The 4,696-nt window shown below is 32.5% G+C and carries 7 protein-coding genes; 1 reads left to right on the top strand and 6 read right to left on the bottom strand.

Annotated features, from left to right (window positions below):
* The 6 genes from ASE55_RS20590 to ASE55_RS02800 form a co-directional block, all read right to left on the bottom strand.
* Positions 1–190, bottom strand: a 190-nt coding sequence (locus ASE55_RS20590) for a hypothetical protein (RefSeq protein WP_238584975.1), incomplete at its 3' end; no start/stop codon positions are given.
* A 51-nt stretch (positions 191–241) separates the two neighbouring features.
* The gene (locus tag ASE55_RS20225) at positions 242–382 is read right to left on the bottom strand and encodes a hypothetical protein (RefSeq protein WP_157844618.1); all 141 of its coding nucleotides are present in this window, start codon (positions 380–382) and stop codon (positions 242–244) included.
* A gap of 33 nt (positions 383–415) precedes the next feature.
* Positions 416–1,078, bottom strand: coding sequence for a DUF4844 domain-containing protein (locus ASE55_RS02815; RefSeq protein ID WP_185116269.1), 663 nt, complete (start codon positions 1,076–1,078; stop codon positions 416–418).
* A gap of 245 nt (positions 1,079–1,323) precedes the next feature.
* The gene (locus ASE55_RS02810) at positions 1,324–3,126 is read right to left on the bottom strand and encodes an AAA family ATPase (protein WP_056215268.1); all 1,803 of its coding nucleotides are present in this window, start codon (positions 3,124–3,126) and stop codon (positions 1,324–1,326) included.
* Between the two features lie 247 nt (positions 3,127–3,373).
* Entirely contained in the window at positions 3,374–3,670 is a 297-nt protein-coding gene (locus ASE55_RS02805; RefSeq protein ID WP_056215265.1) for a type II toxin-antitoxin system RelE/ParE family toxin, read from the bottom strand.
* Complete coding sequence (locus ASE55_RS02800) at positions 3,658–3,876, bottom strand: hypothetical protein (RefSeq protein ID WP_056215263.1); 219 nt, start codon at positions 3,874–3,876, stop codon at positions 3,658–3,660. Before ASE55_RS02800 ends, ASE55_RS02805 begins: the two co-directional genes overlap by 13 nt.
* A gap of 401 nt (positions 3,877–4,277) precedes the next feature.
* Between ASE55_RS02800 and ASE55_RS02795 the strand changes: the two genes are divergently transcribed.
* Positions 4,278–4,664: a helix-turn-helix domain-containing protein gene (locus ASE55_RS02795; protein WP_056215260.1), complete on the top strand. Its 387-nt coding sequence runs from the start codon at positions 4,278–4,280 to the stop codon at positions 4,662–4,664.
* The last annotated feature ends 32 nt before the right edge of the window (positions 4,665–4,696 follow it).

Below are 4,696 nucleotides of genomic sequence, written 5' to 3'. Positions count from 1 at the left end.
AAATTATTTTATTTAATGTAGAGTAGTTGATTAGAGGTTTTTCGCTTTTTAATTTTTCTAATAGAATTGAATCATTTTTATAAAATTCTGTACAATCAACATAAGGTTTGACATATGTAGAATCTCTCAGTTTTTGTCCAAAACTCAATATAGGTAAGAAAATAAATGAAAGAAAAAGAAATATTTTCATTATATCCGCAATTTTGATTAGAATGTCTTTGATGGTTTATGGTAGAGATATTTACTGGTCTGCGCTGTAGTCTTCGTTTAATTTATCGTTTTTTGAGACTTTAAAGTATTTATTAACGTTTCGGGGCTTAGCGATGGCGGGCAAATCGAAGCGCAAAACCTGAACTGATGATGTTCCGCCTGCTATTGCCAAACGCTTTTGTTATGGGCAGCTCTTTTTCGCTAGTTATTTTCTAAACGTTTTTATTTGTTGAAGTCTTGTATTCGCTTGTTCTTCTGTAAATTCGATTTTTGGTAGTTGTTCAATTGATTTATAATTTCCGAAACGATATTCTTTAATATTTGGTCCTGTTGAAAGCAAATTATATTCATTACAGTCATTACATTGTATTATTTTCCACGAATAATCAGGAATGCCTTCTTCTTTTCGCATAATAAAAGTCTCAAGTTTTGAATTGCATTTCGTGCAGTTTTGAGATAATGTTTCTAATACTTTTTCTTGTCCTTTTAAGAAAGATGTTACTTTGAATAAAGTGTTAAGCACTTTTCCATAAAGCCAATTATTCAGATTATTTTTGAAGTCAACAGAAATAATTTTCGAAAGTTGGTCAAAGTAGTCACATATAAGCTCACGCTCTTCCGTGTCATAACTAGAACTGTCAATACTGTCTAACCACTTTTTTAAAATGCTTTTAAGCTGTTTGGGATTAAAGTCAGAATTTATAGCTTCAATTAAATTGTCAGCGCAATCGTTGAATAAATTTTGAAGTCTATCACATACTTCATTGTCAGATGGATTTAGTCCTCGTTCTTCCCAAGCACTAACTGAAAATTTGTCCTTTTTTCGAAAGTGATTTAATTTGTTTAAAGTTATCAACTTATCTGTCATTAAATTAGTTGTTTTTTGTTGGAGTTTCGTTTCTGATAGGGTTACCCATAACTTATTTATATCCGCTATACAATAGCGCATATCCACCCAAATGCGTAGTGATATGTGCTAAATATAAGCAATCGTTTTTTGAGATAATATGCTTTAGACTACAATCACTTTGTAATGTGATAACCGAAAGTAATATTAAAGCAGAATATCAATAAACATTCAGAAACTTAAAGTTTAGATTTTTTTAAAATTTGCTATGATGTTAATATCCATTCTATCTTCTCAAATAAAGGTATAAATTCTTTAAATGCTTCTGCTGGAAGAGTTTCCAGTATGCCGGAAATTTTTTTCTTGTTTTTATCGCCAATCAAATGTACAACTCCACCACCGGGCAGTGATTGTTCAATAAAAAATTTCTTTATTTCTGGAATTTCAAAAAACAATGATTCTATTGTAAGATAAGACCGCTGTTTGTAAGTATTATTTCCATTACTAATCACCTGCTTTTCGATTTCAGGAATATCAGGAACTGGTAAAAGCATTAAAAAGCCATTATGACCATTAGATCTTGTTAATCCTTTCCTTGGGTTTTCTTCGAGAAGATTTGGAAATTTCTTAACCCGGTTCCAATTTGTATAACCAGCTTCATCAAAATCAAATAGACCAATCATTTTCAGTTCATTGAACTGATAGAATATACCGTCTGGCTCATCATCCCCCAAATTAAACAATGTCCCTAGAAAGCTTGCAGAAAAACAATCCTGAATGTAGAAATCCATTTTTTTATCAGGATATAATTTATTCCAAGCGGTTTCTATGTTAATTTTATCTGTTATTCCCTCAGTAAACAAAATATGTTTATTTTCCTTTTTTATATTATAAGTAATACCTAGATTGCTTTCCTCAATAGTTAACGAAGCCATTCCACTGCCAAGAATATTTATTGCGGTTCGTTTATCCATTTTCGTAGGGTAACCCAAATCTCTTTCCATGCAATAAATTGATTCTTCCGGAGCAAGCGCTACGGTAGAAGGAGAATGGGTTGTTAGGATAATTTTAACGTGTCGATCTTTAACAAGTACATCTTGGATAACATCTAGAAAGATCTTTGTGAGCGATGGATGAAGATGTGCGTCTGGCTCGTCAAATAAAATGACCTGCGGAAAATGTCCCTTGTTTTCAGAATTGTATAGCGCAAAAATCAAAGCCAGAACTGTTGTTTCTCCCGAAGATAAACTTTGAAAGTCAACTCTCGTTCCGCTTTTTATGTCTATGAGTCTCACTGGGAGTGGATATTCTATGTGCGAACTTACCGTATATTCAGCTTTATATCTGAATTGAGCCTTTTCCAAAATATCATTAAAAACGTCAATTGGTGCCCGGACACCAGTAGTAAGTAGAGGGTAATGAATTGACTTTAGTTCAAACTGATGAAATAACATATCGAGCGCGGTAGAGAACAATCCTAATGGTATAGGATAAAATATAATGAAATCAACTAAATAAAGTTCATCAATGGGCTTTCCACTCTTTTCAGAAAGAGCTTTAAGTTGTTGTAAATGTCCAGCTTCAATTATTTTTGCTTTAGGTGGGTTATTTTCATTGTCAGTTTGCACAGCAAATTTAATATATCGATCCATTGCTGCTTGTATTTCTATTAATTCTGAACTGTCGTTATTAAATTCTTTATGCCTTATTATCCCATATATTCTAGCTGTTGGTTCTAAGGTATACCACTGCTGCTTTATAATTTCAATTAGTGGTTGAAGATTTTCGTTTTCGTAGGGCTCGCTTTTCAGACCCGGAGATGAATAAACTACATCTTGCAGTGAAATATTGCTATCTGACATTAATGGAAAAAATCCGCCGACTTGATCTCTTTTTATATTATATAAAGTAACAACATCAAATCTATTAAACCCTCTTGCATTATCTAGGATAAGTTTTAAAAGTTGTGTTTTGCCGGACCCATTTTCACCTGTCAAAACTGTGAAGTCGTGCAGTTGGATATCCACTTGAGCTTTTAATATTTTATTATTTATAGTGTTTAATAGCATTTTTTACAGAGTCTAATTTTTTTTAATTAATACAAATTAACAATTTTAATTTTCTGGGATTTATTAGACAGGCTAAATTTATTCCTACCGAAACATCCTTTTAATTTTCCAATACTATTAATTTTTAATCGTTTTGTGAGAATTATCGATTAGATAACAACAGCTTTAATTAATTTATTACCTATTGTTTCTTAATTAGACATCTAAGATCGACAGCAATTCAACTAAAAAAAATTAAAGGGATAAATTATAACTCTAAATCTTGTGGATTTTTATGGCCATCCCAGAAAGATAGGATTTCAATTGTTTTATTATTGATTCTGTAAAAAATTAAAAATTTCTTTAGAACAACTACATAACGGACATCAGGAATATCGAAAAGTTCTTGTCCTGCATAAGGATTATTGGCTATATAATCTTCTTTTTCAGAAACGTGTTTTAATATTTTCTTCGAGTAGGTAGCAGAATTATTATGCTTGATCCAGAAATCCAAAGTTTCCAGATATAAATGCTCTGCTTTTCTAGTCCATTCTATTTTGAACATAAAGCTGCAGCTTTTTTTCTAACATCTTCATTTGATATAAGCTCCTCTTTCTCTGCATCTTTTATGCCTTCTAGAATAGATTGTTTTATCTCTTTTGAAATTATAATGTCTTCCTGGCTTTTAAAACGGATTTTCATCTCTTCTAAAAAAGCTTCGATAACGGAAGATTGTTTTGGATTATCCGGATATATTATAATGCTTTTCATAATAAGATTATTTATACAAATATAAAGTTTTTTAGAAATACAAATCACAGAATATCTTTATTGTACTATCGCCTTTTGAGATAAAAACACACCAAACATTCAGCAATTACAATCTAATCATTTTGTGACACCTTACCTTCAGAAACAGTTTGACGTTAAATGTAAACTTTCGTGTTTCTGATTTCAAGTTTATTTTGCTATTCGATTTTTTAACGCTTCTTATTACTGTTTCTACCCTCAATCCTATCATAGAAGCCAGCTGCTGTCCGGTGAGCGAACTCAGTAACCTTTTCGAACTTGACTTCCTGGCCTCTATGGGGTTTACCATGTCTCAATAAAAAATCCCTCTATTTTGGACTGCCCCCAAAAAGTTAGACACTTTTTAGGGGCATTTTTTAATTATGGGCATATCAAAATATAGTTTAGAGTTTAAGCAAAGCTGCGTAGAGAAGATTTTAGGGAGTGATCTTTCAATAAAATCACTGGCACATAAATTTGGTCTGGATCCGACAATGGTTCGCAAGTGGGTTCGGTTTTATGAGCTATATGGAGCGCAGGGACTGCAGCGCAGGAGCACTAGTACGTATGATGTAAAATTCAAATTAGTCGTTTTAAAAACAATCCATGAAAGGGGTTTATCGGTAAAACAGGCCGCTGTAAAGTTTAATATTGCAGCGGAATCCAGTATCCTGAACTGGCGGCGGGATTACGAAAAAAGTGGTATTTTAGGTCTGGAAAACAAACCGCGGGGAAGACCGAAAATAATGAGTGACGAAAATAATGAGTGAGGAGGAACGACATGGAGTAATGCCAATGTTTT

The sequence above is a fragment of the Chryseobacterium sp. Leaf201 genome, from assembly GCF_001421435.1.
Taxonomy (GTDB): Bacteria; Bacteroidota; Bacteroidia; order Flavobacteriales; family Weeksellaceae; genus Chryseobacterium.
Note: the sequence above shows the minus strand (reverse complement) of the source record. Positions and strands in the feature narration are given on the sequence as shown.